Annotated in this window: 1 protein-coding gene; it reads right to left on the bottom strand. The window is 57.7% G+C overall.

The window, feature by feature from the left end:
* A partial coding sequence (locus WCA53_RS29085; protein ID WP_423919272.1) for an N-acyl-D-amino-acid deacylase family protein occupies positions 1–1,680 on the bottom strand: 1,680 nt, incomplete at its 3' end.
* Positions 1,681–1,819: the final 139 nt, after the last annotated feature.

Below are 1,819 nucleotides of genomic sequence, written 5' to 3'. Positions count from 1 at the left end.
TGGACCGCGCAGAACTTTGCCCGGAAGTGATCCCGTCATCTTTCCCTGATCGATCACTGGCACGCCATTTACCAGGACGTATTCCATGCCTTCGGAAAGCTGATTCGGATTGTCGAAGGTCGCGACGTCGTGCACGGTCGCGGGATCGAAGATCACAACGTCCGCCCACATACCCGCTTTGAGCACGCCCCGATCGGTCAGCCGCATGCGCTGAGCCGGCAGCGCCGAAAATTTGCGGATCGCATCTTCGAGTGTCAGGACTTTTTCTTCGCGCACATACTTGCTTAGAACGCGTGGGAAGGTTCCATACGCACGCGGATGCGGATGCGACTGCCCCAGAATGCCCTGTGGCGAAGTGCCCTCCGAGTCGTTGTCGATCGATACCCAGGGTTGCTGAAGGGCCAGTGTGACGTCTGGTTGCGACATACCGAATACGGCAACCTCGCTTTTGGGATCTTCGACCAGAAAATCAAAGATCGTGTCCATGGGATCTTTATTCCACAACTTCGCAATTTCCGAGATACGCTTGCCCAGCAGCGGCGCCAGCTTCGGGTTCTCGACCGAGCCGATCATGATGGCGTCTGGGCCGGGAATCTCCTGCCACTCGTTGTCCCAGTCTTTAGTGGAAGTCTGCATGTCTTTGCGGATATGCTCGCGCGTGGCAGGATCCTTGAGACGTTCGACTAGCTTCTCTGTGCCGCCATCATGCGCCCAGGGCGGAATGAATGCCGAAAAATCGTTGAACCACGCGGTATAGGCGTAAGTATCGGCGCTGACGTCGGCGCCGGCCGTGCGCGCAGCGTTGATCTTGGCGACGACCTCGGGCATGCGTCCCCAGTTGCTCTTACCCGCGACCTTGATATGCCAAATCTCGACCGGGATGTGGCCTTCGCGGCCGATGCGGAGGGCTTCGTCGATGGCTTCGAGCACAGAATTGCTTTCGTCGCGCATGTGCGTTGCGTAAATGCCTCCCGACCTGCCGGCCTCGGTCGCGAGCGCAATCAACTCCTCGGTTTTCGCGTAGGGTGCTGGCGCATATTCAAGCGATGTAGAGACGCCGACCGCACCATCCTTCATGGCATCACGCACGAGCGATCTCATCTGGTCGAGTTGTTCCAGCGTAGGTTGCTTGTTGTCGTCACCAAGCACCATGCGCCGGACCTGCGTCGCGCCCACATAACTCGCCAGATTGATGCCCATCCCCTGTTTTTCGAGCCGCGTGAAATATTGTCGGAAGGTTCTCCAATTGGGAGTGATCTTGAAGTATTCGTACGAGGAGCGGTCGGCTTGCATGATGGCGTCGTTGAGCGGAGCAGCCGAGGAGCCTTCGCCGGTAATTTCCGACGTGATGCCCTGAAAAATCTTTGAGGGCAGGCGAGGATCGACGAGGATCGTCAACTCCGACTGTCCCAGCATGTCGATAAATCCGGGCGCGACAACTTTGCCGGCGGCATCAATCGTGCGTTTCCGCGGAGCGTCCGTGAGATTGCCTATGGCAGCGACTTTGCCGTCGCGGATGCCCACTTCGCCGGAGTACCATGGCGATCCCGTACCGTCGATAATGTGGCCGTTCGTGATGACGATGTCGAAGGGCGGCGGGGTTTGCGTTCTTGAAATACCTGGCGCACCGATGAAGACGAGCAACAACAGTGCACTCTGCAGAGTGAAGCTAAGTTTCATGAATGATACCTCCGTGGGTTTTGGTTCTGCGGTATGACACAGCACCCAGCGCGATCCAGATCGCCAAAGCGAGCCATTCGGAAATCGTGAAATGTCCTGGGACTATCGGGACCAGTTTCATGAGCGCCATCGCCATCCC

Source organism: Caballeronia sp. (assembly GCF_049581465.1).
Classification (GTDB): Bacteria; Pseudomonadota; Gammaproteobacteria; order Burkholderiales; family Burkholderiaceae; genus Caballeronia.
The sequence above is the reverse complement of the archived record's forward strand: the minus strand, read 5'-3'. Positions and strand labels throughout refer to the sequence as shown.